The sequence below is a fragment of the Pseudomonas sp. MYb13 genome, from assembly GCF_002980075.1.
GTDB classification, from domain to species: domain Bacteria; phylum Pseudomonadota; class Gammaproteobacteria; order Pseudomonadales; family Pseudomonadaceae; genus Aquipseudomonas; species Aquipseudomonas lurida.
The window spans coordinates 22,721-40,736 of the sequence record NZ_PCQI01000012.1 but is presented as its reverse complement, the minus strand read 5'-3'; the positions used below and the strand labels follow the sequence as shown (position 1 = coordinate 40,736).

Sequence of the window (18,016 nt, the reverse complement as noted above, 5' to 3'; positions counted from 1 at the left end):
TTTAACGCCCATAAAAACGCGAAACCCCCGCAATGCGGGGGCCTCGAACCTAAACCTTACAAAAAAGTCTAAGGTATGCGCTAGAACGGAATATCGTCATCAAAGCTGTCGAAATCCGGAGCCGGCTGCGGTGCGGCCTGTTGTGGCGCTGGGCGCGACTCACGCTGTGGCTGCTGGCTTGGCTGTGGGCGGGACTGCTGTGGACGCGGTGCCGAGTTGGACATGCCGCCCTGGCCCTGTTGGTCGCCCTGCGGACGGCCGCCCAGCAGTTGCATGGTGCCTTGCATGTCGACCACGATTTCAGTGGTGTAACGCTTGATGCCGTCTTTTTCCCACTCGCGGGTCTGCAGCTTGCCTTCGATGTAGACCTGCGAACCTTTGCGCAGGTACTCACCGGCGATTTCTGCGACCTTGCCGAACATCGACACACGGTGCCATTCGGTTTTCTCGACCTTCTGGCCGGTCTGCTTGTCGGTCCACTGTTCGCTGGTCGCCAGACTCAGGTTGGTCACGGCGTTACCGTTAGGCAAGTAGCGAACCTCGGGATCCTGGCCGCACGTACCGACCAATATGACTTTGTTAACCCCACGGGCCATAACGTTCTCCTAGGCTGGGCGCGCTGTCGGCACTGGGTTGACCAGTTGCTCGAGCGTCGCGCGATCCAATAATTCGGTGTCCAATTTGATGTAGATGGCGGCTTCTTCAGCAACAACCACGGCATCGGTAACCCCTGTAACGGCCTTAAGGCGCTCGACCAGACCGGCTTCGCGGATCGCTTCAGGCGATAACGGCAAACGCAGACTCGTCACATAGGGAGGTTCGCGCATGGTAACAGCAAAGGCCAGCCAGAGGGCAGCCAGACCTGCGCATCCAAGGAACACAACCGACAAACCGCCATGCTGGAACATCCAGCCACCCATGATGCCGCCCAGTGCAGAGCCGAGGAACTGGCTGGTGGAATACACCCCCATTGCCGTCCCTTTGCCACCGGCCGGTGAAACCTTGCTGATCAGCGAAGGCAGCGAAGCCTCCAGCAGGTTGAACGCGGTGAAGAACACCACCGTGCCGATTACCAGCGCCCGCAGGCTGTCGCCGAACTGCCAGAAGAATAGCTCAGTGAGCATCAATGTCGCGACGGCGCCCAGGAGAACTCGTTTCATTTTGCGTTTCTTTTCGCCGTAGATGATGAACGGGATCATGGCGAAGAACGAAATCAGCAGCGCTGTGAGGTAGACCCACCAGTGCTGTTCCTTGGGCAGGCCGGCTTTTTCCACCAAGGCCAGGGGCAAGGCGACGAAGCTGCACATCAGCATCGCGTGCAACACGAAGATACCTAAATCCAGGCGCAGCAGGTCAGCGTGCTTGAGCGTCGGCAGCAATGCCTGCCGGGCGACGCCCGACTCCCGATGCTGCAGCGTGCCGGTGGAGCGCGGCACCATAAAGGCCACGATCACGATACCAAACAACGCCATGCCGCCGGTGGCCAGGAACAGCCCGTGCAAGCCGAACGCGCGCGTCAGCAAGGGGCCGACCACCATGGCCACGGCGAACGACAGCCCGATGGTCATGCCGATCATGGCCATGGCCTTGGTGCGGTGTTGCTCGCGCGTCAGGTCGGACAGCAAAGCCATGACCGCAGCAGAAATGGCGCCGGCGCCTTGCAGAACTCGCCCGGCGATCACGCCCCAGATCGAATCGGACTGCGCCGCGAGCACACTGCCGAGGGCAAACACGATCAGCCCCAGGTAAATCACCGGGCGGCGGCCGATGCGGTCGGAAATGATCCCGAACGGAATCTGGAAAATGGCCTGGGTCAGGCCATAGGCGCCAATCGCCAGGCCGATCAATGCGGGGGTCGCACCTGCGAGATCCATTCCATAGGTCGCCAGCACCGGCAACACCATAAACATGCCCAGCATACGGAAGGCGAACACCAGGGCCAGACCGCTTGCTGCTCGGGTCTCGCCGCTACTCATGCGTTCGCTGTGGGGATCGTGCATGGAAAAACCTCGTGTGAACCGGCGGCGATTCTACCAGTCCCATCGATTGAGAGGGTATATGCGGCGCTTTGCCGCGCAGCTTTCATCTAAGGCTGCAAGCGGCCTTTTGACAGTGTATATTCATCCAGTCTTTAGCCGTATACTCCGGCATTATTTACGCCCGCCGTGCGAGGCCATCTTGGACAAGATCCTGATTCGTGGGGCTAGAACCCACAACCTGAAGAACATCGACCTGACCCTGCCCCGGGACAAACTGATCGTCATCACCGGCTTGTCCGGGTCCGGCAAATCGTCCCTGGCGTTCGACACGCTGTATGCCGAAGGCCAGCGTCGCTATGTGGAATCGCTGTCGGCCTATGCCCGCCAGTTCCTGTCGATGATGGAAAAGCCCGACGTCGACACCATTGAAGGCCTATCGCCGGCGATCTCCATCGAGCAGAAGTCGACCTCCCATAACCCACGCTCCACCGTGGGCACCATTACCGAAATCTACGACTACCTGCGCCTGCTGTATGCACGCGTGGGTATTCCGCGTTGCCCGGACCACGACATTCCCCTGGAAGCCCAGACCGTCAGCCAGATGGTCGACCTGGTGCTGGCCCAACCGGAAGGCGCCAAGCTGATGCTGCTTGCACCGGTGATCCGTGAGCGCAAGGGCGAACACCTTTCGGTCTTCGAAGAACTGCGTGCGCAAGGTTTTGTGCGCGCGCGGATCAACGGCAAGCTGTATGAGCTGGACGAAGCGCCGAAGCTCGACAAGCAGAAGAAGCACTCGATTGATGTGGTCGTCGACCGTTTCAAAGTGCGCGCCGACCTGCAGCAGCGTCTGGCCGAATCCTTCGAAACCGCGCTGAAGCTGGCCGACGGCATTGCCCTGGTGGCGCCGATGGACGACGAACCGGGCGAAGAGATCATCTTCTCCGCGCGCTTTGCCTGCCCGATCTGCGGCCACGCCATCAGCGAGCTGGAACCCAAGCTGTTTTCCTTCAACAACCCGGCCGGCGCCTGCCCGACCTGTGATGGCCTGGGGGTGAAGCAGTTCTTCGACATCAAGCGCCTGGTCAACGGCGACCTGACGCTGGCCGAGGGAGCGATTCGCGGCTGGGACAGGCGCAACGTCTATTACTTCCAGATGCTGGGGTCATTGGCGTCGCACTATAAATTCAGCCTTGAAGTGCCGTTCAACCAACTGCCGGCGGACCAGCAGAAGGTCATTCTAAATGGCAGCGGGTCGCATAACGTCGACTTCAAGTACCTGAATGACCGTGGCGATATCGTCAAGCGTTCCCACCCGTTCGAAGGCATCGTGCCGAACCTCGAGCGTCGTTACCGCGAGACCGAATCGGCGAGCGTGCGTGAAGAGCTGGCAAAATTCCTCAGCACACAGCCCTGCCCGGATTGTCGCGGCACTCGCCTGCGTCGTGAGGCACGGCATGTATGGGTAGGCGAGAAAACCTTGCCGGCGGTGACCAACCTGCCGATCGGTGACGCCTGCGAGTACTTTGGCGTACTCAAGCTCACCGGCCGCCGCGGCGAAATCGCCGACAAGATCCTCAAGGAGATTCGTGAGCGGCTGCAGTTCCTGGTCAACGTTGGCTTGGATTACCTGTCGCTGGATCGCAGTGCCGATACCTTGTCAGGCGGTGAGGCACAGCGCATTCGCCTGGCCAGCCAGATTGGCGCCGGCCTTGTGGGCGTGTTGTACATCCTTGATGAACCGTCGATCGGGCTGCATCAGCGCGACAACGATCGCCTGCTAGGCACGCTGAAGCACCTGCGAGATATCGGCAACACGGTGATTGTGGTCGAGCACGACGAGGACGCGATCCGCCTGGCGGATTACGTGGTCGATATCGGCCCGGGCGCGGGTGTGCACGGCGGGCATATTGTCGCCGAGGGCACGCCTGCCGAAGTCATGGCTCATCCCGATTCGCTGACCGGCAAATACCTTTCCGGCCGCGTGAAGATCGAAGTGCCGGCCAAGCGTACACCGCGCAACAAGAAACTGGCCCTGCACCTCAAGGGCGCGCGTGGCAACAACCTGCGCAATGTCGACCTGGAAATCCCACTGGGCCTGCTGACCTGCGTGACCGGTGTCTCCGGCTCGGGCAAATCGACGCTGATCAACAACACGCTGTTCCCCTTGAGTGCCACCGCCCTCAATGGCGCGACCACCCTGGAAGCGGCTGCACACGACAGCATCAAAGGCCTGGAACACTTGGACAAGGTGGTCGATATCGACCAGAGCCCGATTGGCCGTACGCCGCGCTCCAACCCGGCGACCTACACCGGGCTGTTCACGCCCATTCGCGAGCTGTTTGCTGGCGTTCCGGAATCCCGCTCACGGGGCTACGGACCAGGCCGGTTCTCGTTCAACGTCAAGGGCGGTCGCTGCGAAGCGTGCCAGGGCGATGGCTTGATCAAGGTGGAGATGCACTTCCTCCCTGACATCTACGTGCCATGCGATGTGTGCAAGAGCAAGCGCTACAACCGCGAGACCCTGGAGATCAAATACAAGGGCAAGAGCATCCACGAAACCCTGGAGATGACCATCGAGGAAGCGCGGGTGTTCTTCGACGCGGTTCCGGCGCTGGCGCGCAAGCTGCAGACGCTGATGGACGTGGGCTTGTCCTACATCAAGCTGGGGCAGTCGGCGACCACGCTGTCCGGTGGTGAGGCGCAGCGGGTGAAGCTGTCTCGCGAGCTGTCCAAGCGCGACACCGGCAAGACCCTGTATATCCTCGATGAGCCGACCACCGGCCTGCACTTCGCGGATATCCAGCAGCTGCTGGACGTGCTGCACCGCCTGCGCGACCACGGCAACACCGTGGTGGTGATCGAACACAACCTTGACGTGATCAAGACCGCGGATTGGCTGGTCGACCTCGGGCCGGAAGGTGGCTCCAAGGGCGGCCAGATCATCGCCGTGGGCACGCCGGAGCAGGTTTCCGAAATGCCGCAATCGCACACCGGTTACTACTTGAAACCGTTGCTGGAACGCGACCGGGCCTGACTTTTCGGGCCCAATGAAAAGCCCCTGTCACTTTGCGGTGACAGGGGCTTTTTTGTAGCCGGAAATCAGAACTGCGATTGCAGGTAGTTTTCCAGGCCGACCAGCTTGATCAGGCCCAGCTGCTTTTCGAGCCAGTAGGTGTGATCTTCTTCGGTGTCATTCAACTGCACCCGCAGGATTTCCCGGGTGACATAGTCGTTGTGCTGCTCGCAGAGCTCGATACCCTTGCAGAGCGCGGAACGGACCTTGTACTCGAGGCGCAGGTCGGCAGCGAGCATGTCAGGTACCGTGGTGCCCACGTCCAGATCATCAGGACGCATACGTGGCGTGCCTTCGAGCATGAGGATGCGGCGCATCAATGCGTCGGCGTGCTGTGCCTCTTCTTCCATCTCGTGGTTGATACGCTCGTAGAGCTCGGTAAAGCCCCAGTCTTCGTACATGCGCGAGTGGATAAAATATTGGTCACGAGCAGCCAGTTCGCCCGTCAGCAACGTGTTTAGGTAATCGATTACGTCGGGGTGACCTTGCATCGTCCTACATCTCCCTGCTTTAAAGTCTGTAGTTTGAACCATGATGACCAGAAGGTCACGAGACCAACGGCAGAAAAGTGAAGATTTGCGGTGAAAAGTAGCTGAAATAACGCAAAAACCGCCCAAATGAGGGCGGTTCTGCTTATCGTTTAGAGTTAGTTAAGCGATACACCCAACGCCTTTGCGATTGCTTCTCCATAAGCAGGATCTGCTTTGTAGAAGTGCTGCAGCTGACGCTGGACCACATCACTGGAAACCCCACCCATTGCACCGGCGATGTTGCTGGTGAGCAACGCTTTCTGCTCATCGTTCATCAGCCGGAACAGCGCACCGGCGTGGCTGTAGTAGTCAGTGTCTTCACGGTGATCGTAACGGTCAGCGGCGCCGCTCAAAGCCAAAGCAGGCTCAGCATACTGAGGTGCCTGTTTTGGTGCATCGGCGTAGCTGTTCGGCTCGTAGTTGGGCGCTGCGCCACCGTTGCTGCCGAATGCCATGGACCCGTCACGCTGGTAGCTGTTGACCGGGCTAAGCGGAGCGTTCACCGGCAACTGCTGGTGATTGGTACCGACGCGGTAGCGGTGGGCATCTGCGTACGCAAATACACGGCCTTGCAGCATACGATCTGGCGACAGGCCTACACCTGGAACCATGTTGCTCGGGCCAAACGCAGCCTGTTCCACTTCCGCGAAGTAGTTCTGCGGGTTGCGGTTCAGTTCCAGTTCGCCGACTTCGATCAACGGGAATTCCTTCTGCGACCAGGTCTTGGTCACGTCGAATGGATTCTCGTAGTGAGCGTTGGCCTGGGCCTCGGTCATGATCTGGATGCACACGCGCCATTTCGGGAAATCACCGCGCTCGATCGCGCCAAACAAATCGCGCTGGGCGTAATCAGGATCGGTACCGGCCAGGCGTGCAGCTTCGGCAGGTGCCAGGTTCTTGATGCCCTGTTTGGTCTTGTAGTGCCACTTCACCCAGTGACGCTCGCCCTTGGCGTTGATCAGGCTGTAGGTATGACTGCCGAAGCCGTGCATGTGACGGTAGCCATCTGGGATGCCACGGTCCGAAAACAGGATGGTGACCTGGTGCAGCGCTTCTGGGGAGTGCGACCAGAAATCCCACATCATTTGCGCGCTTTTCAAGTTGCTTTGCGGCAAGCGCTTCTGAGTATGAATGAAGTCCGGGAACTTCAATGGGTCGCGAATGAAGAACACAGGGGTATTGTTACCCACGATGTCCCAGTTGCCTTCTTCGGTATAGAACTTCAGGGCGAAACCACGTGGGTCACGCTCGGTGTCAGCCGAACCACGCTCACCGCCTACAGTGGAAAACCGCAGGAAGGTCGGGGTTTGCTTACCGATGGACTCAAACAGCTTGGCGCTGGTGTACTGCGTGATGTCTTGGGTGACGGTGAAGGTGCCATAGGCGCCCGAGCCCTTAGCGTGTACACGGCGCTCAGGAATGTTTTCACGGTTGAAGTGAGCAAGCTTCTCGATCAGATGAAAGTCGTCGAGCAGCAACGGACCGCGCGGGCCGGCGGAACGGGAATTCTGGTTGTCTGCAACGGGAGCGCCGCTGGCGGTAGTAAGGATTTTATTCTGACTCATGCTCAATTTCCCTCAGGTCGGACTTGGAACTGCCGGCTAATCGGCTTGGTGGAAGTATTGATCATCAATATGACGTCTACAAATTCATTAAATTGTAGGCGTCGATAGAGAATAACTACCAACCTCCTCACCCCCTATAGTGCCGAGCACAACCCGCAAACGCTTGTACACATCGCGCTTTTGTTACGCGCACAAAAAACCGGGCACTAGGCCCGGTTCTTCGTTACAGCTTGTCGTCTTACTCGGCGCTTACAGCTTCGCCAGCAGTAGCACGATCAACCAACTCGACGTACGCCATAGGCGCGTTGTCGCCAGCGCGGAAACCGCACTTGAGGATGCGCAGGTAGCCACCCTCACGGGTAGCGTAACGCTTGCCCAGGTCGTTGAAGAGCTTACCAACGATAGCTTTCGAACGAGTACGGTCGAAAGCCAGACGGCGGTTAGCCAGGCTGTCTGTCTTGGCCAAAGTGATCAGCGGCTCAGCAACGCGACGCAGTTCTTTAGCTTTCGGCAGTGTAGTTTTGATCAGCTCGTGCTCGAACAGCGACACCGCCATGTTTTGGAACATGGCCTTGCGGTGCGAGCTGGTACGGCTCAGGTGACGACCACTTTTACGATGACGCATGGTTCATTCCTTACCAAACTCACGTTCGGTGATTACGACGATCAGGCAGTCGCCTTGTCGTCCTTCTTAAGACTTGCAGGCGGCCAGTTGTCGAGGCGCATGCCGAGGGACAGACCGCGGGAGGCCAGAACGTCCTTGATTTCAGTCAAGGATTTCTTGCCCAGGTTCGGAGTCTTCAACAGTTCTACTTCGGTACGCTGAATCAGGTCGCCGATGTAGTAAATGTTTTCCGCCTTAAGGCAGTTAGCCGAACGTACAGTCAGTTCCAGATCGTCAACCGGGCGAAGCAGGATCGGATCGATCTCGTCTTCCTGCTCGATTACCACTGGTTCGCTGTCACCTTTGAGGTCGACGAACGCAGCCAACTGCTGTTGCAGGATGGTTGCAGCGCGGCGAATAGCCTCTTCAGGATCCAGAGTACCGTTGGTTTCCAGATCAATAACCAGCTTGTCCAGGTTAGTACGCTGCTCGACACGGGCGTTTTCCACCACGTATGCGATACGGCGAACCGGGCTGAACGAAGAGTCAAGCTGCAAGCGACCAATGCTGCGGCTTTCGTCTTCATCGCTCTGACGCGAGTCGGCCGGTTCATAACCACGACCACGAGCTACAGTGAGCTTCATGTTCAGGGCGCCGTTAGACGCCAGGTTAGCGATTACGTGATCGGGGTTAACGATCTCGACATCATGATCCAGCTGAATATCGGCAGCGGTAACCACCCCCGAACCCTTCTTCGACAAGGTCAGCGTAACTTCGTCACGGCCGTGCAGCTTGATAGCCAGACCTTTAAGGTTCAACAGGATTTCAATTACGTCTTCCTGTACACCTTCGATGGCGCTGTACTCGTGGAGCACACCGTCAATCTCGGCCTCGACTACTGCACAGCCGGGCATTGAGGACAACAGGATGCGGCGCAGCGCGTTGCCCAGGGTGTGGCCAAAACCACGCTCGAGAGGCTCGAGAGTAATTTTGGCGCGGGTTGGACTGACAACCTGCACATCAATGTGGCGGGGTGTCAGGAACTCATTTACCGAAATCTGCATGGATGCACCTATTTTCTAGCCCTTACTTGGAGTAGAGCTCGACAATCAGGCTTTCGTTGATGTCGGCGGACAGATCACTGCGAGCAGGAACGTTCTTGAAAACGCCCGACTTCTTCTCAGTGTCTACTTCTACCCATTCTACGCGGCCACGTTGGGCACACAGATCGAGAGCTTGGACAATGCGAAGTTGGTTTTTTGCTTTCTCGCGAACTGCGACCACGTCACCAGCACGAACCTGGTAGGACGGAACGTTTACGGTCTGACCGTTAACGCTGATCGACTTGTGCGATACCAGCTGACGGGATTCGGCACGAGTCGAACCAAAGCCCATACGGTATACAACGTTGTCCAGACGGCATTCGAGCAGTTGCAGCAGGTTTTCACCGGTTGCACCTTTCTTGCCAGCAGCTTCTTTGTAGTAGCCGCTGAACTGACGCTCGAGAACGCCGTAGATACGACGGACCTTCTGCTTTTCACGCAGTTGGGTGCCGTAGTCGGACTGGCGACCGCGGCGTTGGCCGTGGATACCAGGTGCTGCTTCAATGTTGCACTTCGATTCGATCGCGCGCACGCCGCTCTTCAGGAAGAGATCGGTGCCTTCGCGACGAGCGAGTTTGCATTTTGGACCAATGTAACGAGCCATTCTTTACAATCTCCTGGATTACACGCGGCGCTTCTTCGGCGGACGGCACCCGTTGTGCGGGATTGGCGTCACGTCGGTGATGCTGGCGATCTTATAGCCACAGCCGTTCAAAGCACGGACAGCAGACTCACGACCTGGACCTGGACCTTTGACGTTAACGTCGAGGTTTTTCAGGCCGTATTCCAGCGCAGCTTGACCAGCACGTTCAGCAGCTACTTGAGCAGCAAACGGGGTGGACTTGCGGGAACCGCGGAAACCCGAACCACCGGAGGTAGCCCAAGAAAGCGCGTTACCTTGACGGTCGGTGATGGTCACGATGGTGTTGTTAAAAGATGCATGGATGTGGGCGATGCCATCAACCACTGTCTTTTTAACTTTTTTACGAGGACGAGCAGCAGGTTTTGCCATGATAATTTTCCTGTCGATTCGCTGGGGCGATTACTTGCGGATCGGCTTACGCGGACCTTTACGGGTACGCGCGTTAGTCTTGGTACGCTGACCGCGTACTGGAAGACCACGACGATGACGCAGACCGCGATAGCAACCGAGGTCCATCAAACGCTTGATTTTCATGTTGATTTCGCGACGCAGGTCACCTTCAGTGGTGAACTTCGCCACTTCGCCACGCAGCTGTTCAATCTGCTCGTCGCTCAGATCCTTGATCTTAGCGGCTGGGTTTACCCCAGCGACTGCGCAAATTTTCTGCGCAGTAGTGCGACCAACACCATAGATGTAGGTCAGCGAGATAACAGTGTGCTTGTTATCTGGAATGTTAACGCCTGCAATACGGGCCATTCAGTGGGACTCCAATTGACAGCTACCTACGCCCCGGAAGCCAAGAAATAGGGCGCGAGATAATATCGCTGTAATAACAAATAATCAACCCGGCAGCGCACTAGCTGCCGGGCTTCAAGCGGATCACACTCAGCCTTGGCGCTGTTTGTGACGCGGTTCCGCGCTGCAAATTACTCGAACAACACCTTCGCGGCGAATAATCTTGCAGTTACGGCACAGCTTTTTCACCGATGCACGAACTTTCATCACCAACTCCTCGAACCTTATGGGGTACTCAGCGCAACATGCCGCTGCCGTAGCCCTTCAGGTTGGCTTTCTTCATCAGGGATTCGTACTGGTGCGAAACGAGGTGCGATTGTACTTGGGACATGAAGTCCATCACAACCACGACCACGATCAGCAACGAGGTCCCGCCAAGGTAGAACGGAACGTTTGCTGCAACCACCAGGAACTGGGGCAACAAGCACACGGCCGTCATATATAGAGCACCGAACAGGGTCAAACGAGTCAGAACACCATCAATGTAGCGTGCGGACTGCTCACCTGGACGGATGCCCGGAATAAAGGCACCGGACTTCTTCAGGTTTTCCGCTACGTCTTTCGGATTGAACATCAACGCCGTATAGAAGAAGCAGAAGAAAATAATCCCTGCACTAAACAGCAGAATATTCAACGGCTGACCAGGAGCGATCGACTGAGAGAGGTCCTGCAGCCAGCCCATATTTTCAGACTGACCAAACCAGGTACCCAACGAAGCCGGAAACAGCAAAATGCTGCTCGCGAAAATTGCCGGAATAACACCGGCCATATTCACTTTCAGCGGCAAGTGGCTGGTCTGCGCAGCAAAGACCTTACGGCCCTGCTGACGCTTGGCGTAGTGAACAGCAATACGACGCTGGCCACGCTCAATGAACACCACAAAACCGATAATCGCTACTGCCAGCAAACCGATGGCAACCAAGGCGAAAATGTTGATATCACCCTGACGTGCAGACTCGAAAGACTGCCCAATCGCTCTCGGAAGACCGGCGACGATACCTGCGAAAATCAACATCGAGATACCGTTGCCAACACCACGCTCAGTAATCTGCTCACCCAGCCACATCATGAACATCGCACCAGCCACAAATGTGGATACCGCGACGAAATGGAAGCCAAAGTCACCAGTGAACGCAACGCCCTGCCCGGCCAGGCCAACGGACATGCCGATAGCTTGGACCAGGGCGAGGACGACAGTGCCGTAGCGGGTGTACTGGCTAATCTTGCGACGGCCAGCTTCACCTTCCTTCTTCAACTGCTCCAGCTGCGGGCTGACGGCGGTCATCAGTTGCATGATGATCGATGCCGAAATGTACGGCATGATCCCCAGTGCAAAGATGCTCATCCGTTCCAGCGCGCCGCCGGAAAACATGTTGAACAAGCTAAGAATGGTCCCCTCATTCTGTCGAAACAGGTCTGCGAGTCGGTCCGGGTTGATACCTGGAACCGGGATGTGTGCGCCTATTCGGTAGACGATAATCGCCAGGAACAGAAAACGCAGACGAGCCCAAAGTTCAGACATACCGCCTTTGCCGAGCGCTGAGAGAGCACCTTGCTTAGCCATTTATTCCTCGAACTTGCCGCCAGCTGCTTCGATAGCCGAACGCGCACCTTTGGTGGCGCCGATTCCCTTGCCGATAGTGACAGCGCGAGTCACTTCACCGGACAGCATGATTTTCACACGCTGTACGTTGACGTTGATCACGTTGGCATCTTTCAGGGTCTGCACAGTAACGATGTCGCCTTCCACTTTAGCCAGCTCGGACAGACGCACTTCTGCGCGATCCATGGCTTTCAGGGATACGAAACCGAACTTAGGCAGGCGACGATGCAGCGGCTGTTGACCGCCTTCAAAGCCTGGAGCGATGGTGCCACCGGAGCGGGAGGTTTGACCTTTGTGGCCACGGCCACCAGTCTTACCCAAACCGCTACCGATACCACGGCCCGGACGATGCTTTTCGCGACGGGAACCCGGCGCTGGACTCAGATCATTGAGTTTCATCGATTAACCCTCTACACGCAGCATGTAGTAAGCCTTGTTGATCATCCCGCGATTCTCGGGAGTATCCTGGACTTCTACAGTGTGACCGATGCGACGCAGACCCAAACCTTTAACACACAGTTTGTGGTTAGGGATGCGGCCGGTCATGCTTTTGATCAGCGTTACTTTAACGGTAGCCATGATCAGAAGATCTCCTTGACAGTCAGGCCACGCTTGGCAGCGATGGACTCAGGAGATTGCATAGCTTTCAAACCTTTGAAAGTGGCGTGAACCACGTTTACCGGGTTAGTCGAGCCATAGCACTTGGCCAGAACGTTCTGAACGCCAGCAACTTCGAGGACAGCACGCATAGCGCCGCCAGCGATGATACCGGTACCTTCAGAAGCAGGCTGCATGTACACCTTCGAAGCGCCATGGGCGGACTTCATCGCGTACTGCAGAGTGGTGCCGTTCAGATCAACTTGGATCATGTTGCGACGAGCAGCTTCCATTGCCTTCTGGATCGCAGCAGGCACTTCACGTGACTTGCCACGGCCGAAGCCAACACGCCCTTTACCATCACCAACCACGGTCAACGCGGTGAAAGTGAAGATACGGCCGCCTTTAACGGTTTTGGCTACGCGGTTAACTTGAACCAGCTTCTCAATGTAGCCTTCGTCGCGCTTTTGGTCGTTATTTGACATAACTTAGAACTCCAGCCCAGCTTCACGAGCAGCATCAGCCAGCGCTTTCACGCGACCGTGGTACTTGAAGCCAGAGCGGTCGAAAGCCACTTGCGAGACGCCAGCGGCCTTAGCACGCGTAGCGACCAGCTGGCCAACCTTTGTGGCCGCGTCGATGTTGCCGGTGGCACCATCGCGCAGTTCTTTATCCAAAGTCGAGGCGCTTGCCAGGACTTTGTTGCCGTCGGCCGAGATGACCTGGGCGTAGATGTGCTGCGACGAGCGGAACACGCAGAGACGCACGACTTCGAGTTCGTGCATTTTCAGGCGTGCTTTGCGAGCGCGACGCAGTCGAGTAACTTTTTTGTCGGTCATTTGCTATGCCCTACTTCTTCTTGGCTTCTTTACGACGGACGACTTCGTCCGCGTAGCGCACACCTTTGCCTTTGTACGGCTCTGGTGGACGGAAGTCGCGGATCTCAGCGGCCACTTGACCTACCAGCTGCTTATCGATGCCCTTGATCAGGATATCGGTCTGGCTAGGGGTCTCAGCAGTGATGCCCGCTGGCAGTTCGTAATCCACAGGGTGCGAGAAGCCAAGGGCCAGGTTCAAAACCGTGCCTTTTGCTTGCGCTTTGTAACCAACACCGACCAGCTGGAGCTTACGCTCGAAGCCTTGGCTTACGCCTTGGACCATGTTGTTTACCAACGCACGCGTGGTACCGGCCATTGCGCGAGTTTGTTGATCGCCATTGCGAGCAGCGAAACGCAGCTCACCAGCTTCTTCAACGATCTCAACGGACGAATGGATGTTCAGTTCAAGAGTACCCTTGGCACCCTTCACCGAAAGCTGTTGGCCTGCGAATTTGACTTCGACACCGGCTGGCAGCTTAACGGGGTTCTTAGCGACGCGAGACATGCTTATCCCCCCTTAGAACACAGTGCAAAGAACTTCGCCGCCGACACCGGCAGCGCGCGCAGCACGATCCGTCATCACACCTTTGTTGGTGGAGACGATAGACACGCCCAGACCGCCACGAACTTTCGGCAGATCTTCAGCGGACTTGTACTGACGCAGGCCTGGACGGCTAACGCGCTTCACTTCCTCGATGACCGAACGGCCTTCGAAGTACTTCAGCTCGATGGACAGCAGTGGCTTGGTTTCGCTGCTGATCTGATAACCCGCAATGTAGCCTTCGTCTTTCAGGACTTTGGCAACAGCTACCTTCAACTTGGAAGATGGCATGCTTACGACGGACTTTTCAGCCATCTGGGCATTACGGATACGAGTTAGCATGTCCGCTAACGGGTCCTGCATACTCATGGGCTAGACGCTCCTAATACAAAAAAATTAGCCTTGCGGCTACATATGTCGCCGAGAATCTCCGAGCATAGAAAACACGGGCTCAGGCGAGCCGGGTATTCTAGACACACTCCGGAAATGAAACAAGCCCCAAAAGGGGCTTGTTCCAGATTCAAGGTCACCGGTGGTCGTTATCTTGCGACACCAACCACCTGGACTCTGAAAGTACTTACCAGCTGGCTTTAACCAGACCTGGTACGTCACCACGCATTGCTGCTTCACGCAGTTTGTTACGGCCGAGGCCGAACTTGCGGTAAACGCCGTGTGGACGACCGGTCAGGCGGCAGCGGTTACGCATGCGCGAAGCGCTTGCGTCACGTGGCTGCTTCTGCAGAGCAACTGTAGCTTCCCAACGCGCTTCTGGACTTGCGTTCAGATCAACGATGATTGCTTTCAGTGCTGCACGCTTCTTGGCGTACTTGGCAACCGTGAGCTGACGCTTCAGCTCGCGGTTTTTCATGCTCATCTTGGCCATGGTCCTACTCCAATCAGTTGCGGAACGGGAATTTGAAAGCACGCAACAGGGCGCGACCTTCATCATCGTTCTTGGCAGTGGTGGTCAGGGTGATGTCCAGACCGCGGAGAGCATCGATCTTGTCGTAGTCGATTTCCGGGAAGATGATCTGCTCTTTCACGCCCATGCTGTAGTTACCACGACCATCGAAGGACTTGGCATTCAGGCCGCGGAAGTCGCGAACCCGAGGCAGGGAGATCGACAGCAGACGATCCAGGAATTCGTACATACGCTCACGGCGCAGAGTCACTTTGACGCCGATCGGCCAACCTTCACGGACTTTAAAGCCAGCGATGGATTTCCGAGCGTAAGTCACAACGACTTTTTGACCGGTGATCTTTTCCAGGTCAGCAACAGCGTGCTCGATGACTTTTTTGTCGCCGATCGCTTCGCCCAGACCCATGTTCAGGGTGATTTTGGTGACGCGCGGAACTTCCATCACGTTCCCGAGCTTAAGTTCTTCCTTAAGCTTGGGGGCGATTTCCTTCCGGTAAATCTCTTGTAGTCGTGCCATGGTCTTATCTACCTAGCAGTGTTCAAGCATCAACCGCTTTTTGGGTCGACTTGAAGACACGAATTTTCTTACCGTCTTCTACTTTGAAACCAACGCGGTCAGCCTTGTTGGTTTCGCCGTTGAAGATGGCGACGTTAGAAGCGTGCAATGGCGCTTCTTTCTCGACGATACCGCCCTGTACGCCCGACATCGGGTTAGGCTTGGTATGACGCTTGACCAGGTTCAGACCACCAACGACCAGACGGTCGTCAGCGAGAACCTTCAGCACCTTACCGCGCTTACCTTTGTCTTTGCCGGCGATCACGATGATCTCGTCGTCACGACGAATCTTTTGCATGTCGGATCTCCTTACAGCACTTCTGGGGCGAGCGAGACGATCTTCATGAACTTCTCAGTACGAAGTTCACGGGTCACTGGCCCAAAGATACGGGTGCCGATCGGCTCTTGCTTGTTGTTCAGAAGAACAGCAGCGTTGCCATCAAAGCGGATAATGGAGCCATCTGCACGGCGTACGCCGTGACGAGTGCGGACTACAACAGCAGTCATCACTTGGCCTTTTTTCACCTTACCGCGAGGAATTGCTTCCTTCACGGTAACTTTGATGATGTCACCGATACCAGCGTAACGACGATGGGAGCCACCCAGCACCTTGATGCACATAACACGGCGAGCGCCGCTGTTATCGGCCACATCGAGCATGGATTGAGTCTGAATCATATAATTTCTCCGACCCCTAGTCCTTAGACTTCCACAGCGCGTTCGAGAACATCAACCAGTGCCCAAGACTTGGTCTTGGCCAGCGGACGAGTTTCACGAATAGTGACTTTGTCGCCGATGTGGCACTGATTGGTTTCGTCGTGCGCGTGCAGCTTAGTCGAACGCTTAACATATTTACCGTAGATCGGGTGCTTAACGCGACGCTCGATCAGAACGGTGATGGTTTTGTCCATCTTGTCGCTGACAACACGGCCAGTCAGCGTACGGACAGTCTTTTCGGCTTCAGCCATGATCACTTACCTGCCTGCTGGTTGAGCACAGTCTTCACGCGAGCGATGTCACGCTTAACTTGCGAGAGCAGATGAGACTGCCCCAACTGGCCAGTTGCTTTCTGCATACGCAGATTGAACTGGTCGCGCAGCAGGCCGAGCAGTTGCTCGTTCAGCTGCTGTGCGGATTTTTCACGAAGTTCATTCGCTTTCATCACATCACCGTCCGTTTAACAAAGGAGGTGGCGAGCGGCAGCTTTGCAGCAGCCAGGGCGAAAGCCTCACGCGCCAGCTCTTCAGAAACACCCTCGATTTCATACAGGACTTTGCCTGGCTGAATCTGGGCTACCCAGTATTCCACGTTACCCTTACCTTTACCCATACGAACCTCGAGAGGTTTTTTGGAGATCGGCTTGTCCGGGAATACACGGATCCAGATCTTGCCGCCACGTTTTACGTGACGGGTCAGAGCACGACGCGCTGACTCGATCTGACGAGCGGTGAGACGACCACGAGCTACAGACTTCAGCGCGAACTCGCCGAAGCTGACTTTGCTACCGCGCTGAGCCAGACCACGGTTGTGGCCTGTCATCTGCTTGCGGAACTTCGTACGCTTAGGTTGCAACATTTGGCGTACCCCTTACTTAGCAGCTTTTTTACGAGGCGCTGGTGCTTGTGGTTTCAGTTCTTCTTGGCGACCACCAATTACTTCGCCTTTGAAGATCCAAACCTTTACACCGATCACACCGTAAGTGGTGTGAGCTTCGTAGTTGGCATAGTCGATGTCGGCACGCAGGGTGTGCAGTGGCACACGACCTTCGCGATACCATTCAGTACGTGCGATTTCAGCACCGCCGAGACGACCGCTCACTTGGATTTTGATGCCTTTGGCACCAATGCGCATGGCGTTCTGTACGGCGCGCTTCATAGCACGACGGAACATTACGCGACGCTCCAGCTGCTGAGCTACGCTCTGCGCAACCAGCATACCGTCGAGCTCCGGCTTGCGGATCTCTTCGATATTGATGTGCACAGGCACACCCATTTGCTTGGTCAGGTCCTGACGCAGTTTCTCAACATCTTCACCTTTCTTCCCGATAACGATACCTGGACGAGCGGTGTGGATGGTGATACGTGCAGTTTGCGCCGGACGATGGATATCGATACGGCTTACGGACGCGCTTTTTAGTTTGTCTTGGAGATACTCACGCACCTTCAGATCAGCGAACAAGTAGTCCGCATAAGTCCGACCGTCTGCGTACCAGACGGAGGTGTGCTCCTTGACGATTCCCAGGCGAATGCCAATGGGATGTACTTTCTGACCCATCTCTTCGACTCCGTTACTTGTCAGCAACCTTGACAGTGATATGGCAAGACCGCTTGACGATGCGATCAGCACGGCCTTTGGCACGTGGCATGATGCGCTTCAGCGAACGCCCTTCGTTGACGAAAACGGTGCTGACTTTCAGGTCATCAACGTCTGCGCCTTCGTTATGCTCGGCGTTGGCTACGGCCGACTCCAGCACTTTCTTCATGATCTCGGCGGCTTTCTTACTGCTGAAAGCCAACAGGTTGAGCGCTTCGCCCACCTTCTTCCCGCGGATCTGGTCGGCGACCAAGCGGGCTTTCTGGGCGGAGATTCGAGCGCCCGACAACTTAGCGGCTACTTCCATTTCCTTACCC

The 18,016-nt window shown here is 56.5% G+C and carries 27 protein-coding genes; 1 reads left to right on the top strand and 26 read right to left on the bottom strand.

The genetic code is table 11. The features are described 5' to 3' along the window. Positions 1-80 precede the first annotated feature (80 nt). Together CQ002_RS20120 and CQ002_RS20115 are read right to left on the bottom strand one after the other, a co-directional pair. Positions 81-596 carry a single-stranded DNA-binding protein gene (locus CQ002_RS20120; protein ID WP_003232445.1) on the bottom strand — a complete coding sequence of 172 codons (516 nt, stop codon included), beginning with the start codon at positions 594-596 and terminating at the stop codon, positions 81-83. 9 nt (positions 597-605) lie between these two features. Beyond that, on the bottom strand, positions 606-2,000 hold the full coding sequence (locus CQ002_RS20115; RefSeq protein WP_034109553.1) for an MFS transporter: 1,395 nt from the start codon (positions 1,998-2,000) through the stop codon (positions 606-608). 178 nt (positions 2,001-2,178) lie between these two features. Between CQ002_RS20115 and uvrA the strand changes: the two genes are divergently transcribed. Continuing rightward, complete coding sequence (gene uvrA / locus CQ002_RS20110; protein ID WP_069078326.1) at positions 2,179-5,013, top strand: excinuclease ABC subunit UvrA; 2,835 nt, start codon at positions 2,179-2,181, stop codon at positions 5,011-5,013. Positions 5,014-5,078: 65 nt separating this feature from the next. Here uvrA and bfr read toward each other — a convergent pair whose 3' ends face one another. The 24 genes from bfr to rplV all read right to left on the bottom strand — a co-directional run bounded on the left by bfr (position 5,079) and on the right by rplV (position 18,006). Next, complete coding sequence (gene bfr, locus CQ002_RS20105; protein ID WP_034109557.1) at positions 5,079-5,543, bottom strand: bacterioferritin; 465 nt, start codon at positions 5,541-5,543, stop codon at positions 5,079-5,081. A gap of 155 nt (positions 5,544-5,698) precedes the next feature. Then, positions 5,699-7,147, bottom strand: coding sequence for a catalase (locus CQ002_RS20100; protein WP_098467450.1), 1,449 nt, complete (start codon positions 7,145-7,147; stop codon positions 5,699-5,701). 238 nt (positions 7,148-7,385) lie between these two features. Beyond that, positions 7,386-7,772: a 50S ribosomal protein L17 gene (gene rplQ / locus CQ002_RS20095; RefSeq protein ID WP_003176402.1), complete on the bottom strand. Its 387-nt coding sequence runs from the start codon at positions 7,770-7,772 to the stop codon at positions 7,386-7,388. A 41-nt stretch (positions 7,773-7,813) separates the two neighbouring features. Next, on the bottom strand, positions 7,814-8,815 hold the full coding sequence (rpoA, locus tag CQ002_RS20090) for a DNA-directed RNA polymerase subunit alpha (RefSeq protein WP_003176403.1): 1,002 nt from the start codon (positions 8,813-8,815) through the stop codon (positions 7,814-7,816). Positions 8,816-8,837: 22 nt separating this feature from the next. After that, positions 8,838-9,458 (bottom strand): 30S ribosomal protein S4, encoded by a 621-nt coding sequence (rpsD, locus tag CQ002_RS20085; protein ID WP_003176404.1) that lies wholly within the window; start codon positions 9,456-9,458, stop codon positions 8,838-8,840. Positions 9,459-9,476: 18 nt separating this feature from the next. Beyond that, entirely contained in the window at positions 9,477-9,866 is a 390-nt protein-coding gene (gene rpsK / locus CQ002_RS20080; protein ID WP_002555466.1) for a 30S ribosomal protein S11, read from the bottom strand. A 30-nt stretch (positions 9,867-9,896) separates the two neighbouring features. Next, a complete protein-coding gene (gene rpsM, locus CQ002_RS20075; RefSeq protein ID WP_003194635.1) occupies positions 9,897-10,253 on the bottom strand; it encodes a 30S ribosomal protein S13 in 357 nt (118 codons plus the stop codon). Positions 10,254-10,382: 129 nt separating this feature from the next. Then, on the bottom strand, positions 10,383-10,499 hold the full coding sequence (gene rpmJ, locus CQ002_RS20070; protein WP_002555468.1) for a 50S ribosomal protein L36: 117 nt from the start codon (positions 10,497-10,499) through the stop codon (positions 10,383-10,385). A 28-nt stretch (positions 10,500-10,527) separates the two neighbouring features. After that, positions 10,528-11,856 carry a preprotein translocase subunit SecY gene (gene secY, locus CQ002_RS20065; protein WP_003194637.1) on the bottom strand — a complete coding sequence of 443 codons (1,329 nt, stop codon included), beginning with the start codon at positions 11,854-11,856 and terminating at the stop codon, positions 10,528-10,530. Beyond that, positions 11,857-12,294, bottom strand: a complete 438-nt coding sequence (gene rplO / locus CQ002_RS20060; RefSeq protein ID WP_003176407.1) for a 50S ribosomal protein L15 — start codon at positions 12,292-12,294, stop codon at positions 11,857-11,859. A 3-nt stretch (positions 12,295-12,297) separates the two neighbouring features. After that, positions 12,298-12,474 (bottom strand): 50S ribosomal protein L30, encoded by a 177-nt coding sequence (gene rpmD, locus CQ002_RS20055; RefSeq protein WP_003176408.1) that lies wholly within the window; start codon positions 12,472-12,474, stop codon positions 12,298-12,300. A 2-nt stretch (positions 12,475-12,476) separates the two neighbouring features. After that, a complete protein-coding gene (rpsE, locus tag CQ002_RS20050; RefSeq protein WP_003176409.1) occupies positions 12,477-12,977 on the bottom strand; it encodes a 30S ribosomal protein S5 in 501 nt (166 codons plus the stop codon). A 3-nt stretch (positions 12,978-12,980) separates the two neighbouring features. Beyond that, positions 12,981-13,331 carry a 50S ribosomal protein L18 gene (gene rplR / locus CQ002_RS20045; protein WP_003186037.1) on the bottom strand — a complete coding sequence of 117 codons (351 nt, stop codon included), beginning with the start codon at positions 13,329-13,331 and terminating at the stop codon, positions 12,981-12,983. A 10-nt stretch (positions 13,332-13,341) separates the two neighbouring features. Beyond that, entirely contained in the window at positions 13,342-13,875 is a 534-nt protein-coding gene (gene rplF / locus CQ002_RS20040; RefSeq protein WP_003194640.1) for a 50S ribosomal protein L6, read from the bottom strand. Between the two features lie 12 nt (positions 13,876-13,887). Next, positions 13,888-14,280 carry a 30S ribosomal protein S8 gene (gene rpsH, locus CQ002_RS20035; RefSeq protein WP_010566853.1) on the bottom strand — a complete coding sequence of 131 codons (393 nt, stop codon included), beginning with the start codon at positions 14,278-14,280 and terminating at the stop codon, positions 13,888-13,890. A gap of 208 nt (positions 14,281-14,488) precedes the next feature. Continuing rightward, entirely contained in the window at positions 14,489-14,794 is a 306-nt protein-coding gene (gene rpsN / locus CQ002_RS20030) for a 30S ribosomal protein S14 (RefSeq protein WP_003176414.1), read from the bottom strand. A gap of 13 nt (positions 14,795-14,807) precedes the next feature. Next, the gene (rplE, locus tag CQ002_RS20025) at positions 14,808-15,347 is read right to left on the bottom strand and encodes a 50S ribosomal protein L5 (RefSeq protein WP_003194642.1); all 540 of its coding nucleotides are present in this window, start codon (positions 15,345-15,347) and stop codon (positions 14,808-14,810) included. Between the two features lie 22 nt (positions 15,348-15,369). Beyond that, complete coding sequence (rplX, locus tag CQ002_RS20020) at positions 15,370-15,684, bottom strand: 50S ribosomal protein L24 (protein WP_007896770.1); 315 nt, start codon at positions 15,682-15,684, stop codon at positions 15,370-15,372. An 11-nt stretch (positions 15,685-15,695) separates the two neighbouring features. Further along, positions 15,696-16,064, bottom strand: a complete 369-nt coding sequence (gene rplN / locus CQ002_RS20015; RefSeq protein WP_002555479.1) for a 50S ribosomal protein L14 — start codon at positions 16,062-16,064, stop codon at positions 15,696-15,698. A gap of 23 nt (positions 16,065-16,087) precedes the next feature. Further along, entirely contained in the window at positions 16,088-16,354 is a 267-nt protein-coding gene (gene rpsQ, locus CQ002_RS20010; protein WP_003176419.1) for a 30S ribosomal protein S17, read from the bottom strand. A 2-nt stretch (positions 16,355-16,356) separates the two neighbouring features. Further along, a complete protein-coding gene (rpmC, locus tag CQ002_RS20005; RefSeq protein ID WP_002555481.1) occupies positions 16,357-16,548 on the bottom strand; it encodes a 50S ribosomal protein L29 in 192 nt (63 codons plus the stop codon). Next, positions 16,548-16,961, bottom strand: a complete 414-nt coding sequence (rplP, locus tag CQ002_RS20000; RefSeq protein ID WP_003176421.1) for a 50S ribosomal protein L16 — start codon at positions 16,959-16,961, stop codon at positions 16,548-16,550. Before rplP ends, rpmC begins: the two co-directional genes overlap by 1 nt. 12 nt (positions 16,962-16,973) lie before the next feature. Next, a complete protein-coding gene (gene rpsC / locus CQ002_RS19995; RefSeq protein ID WP_003176422.1) occupies positions 16,974-17,660 on the bottom strand; it encodes a 30S ribosomal protein S3 in 687 nt (228 codons plus the stop codon). A gap of 13 nt (positions 17,661-17,673) precedes the next feature. Then, complete coding sequence (gene rplV, locus CQ002_RS19990) at positions 17,674-18,006, bottom strand: 50S ribosomal protein L22 (RefSeq protein ID WP_003103908.1); 333 nt, start codon at positions 18,004-18,006, stop codon at positions 17,674-17,676. Between the last annotated feature and the right edge of the window lie 10 nt (positions 18,007-18,016).